At 70.9% G+C, this 261-nt stretch carries 1 protein-coding gene; it reads right to left on the reverse strand.

The window, feature by feature from the left end:
- Positions 1–261: VOC family protein (locus tag EUU22_RS20070; protein WP_205687932.1), on the reverse strand; the 261-nt coding region annotated here is incomplete at both ends.

A 261-nucleotide genomic window follows, 5' to 3' on the forward strand; every position in this document is an offset into this window, starting at 1 on the left:
GGCCCCCGTGGTCTGGATGAGCCGGACCTGGTTGCCGGACGGGTCGCGGAAGGCCGCGTCGATCCCATAGGGGCGCTGCGCGGGCTCCTCGGTGAACTCGACGTCGCGACCCTTGAGCTCCTCGTACTTGGCCTGGCAGTCGTCGGTGCTGAGGAAGACGCTGCCGAGCACGCCCTTGCCGAGGAGCTCCTTGAGCTTCGCGGCGGTGTCCTCCTCGAACACCGGCGGGCCGGGCACGGCGATCAGCGCGAGCGCGACGTC

Source organism: Ciceribacter ferrooxidans, from assembly GCF_004137355.1.
Taxonomy (GTDB): domain Bacteria; phylum Pseudomonadota; class Alphaproteobacteria; order Rhizobiales; family Rhizobiaceae; genus Allorhizobium; species Allorhizobium ferrooxidans.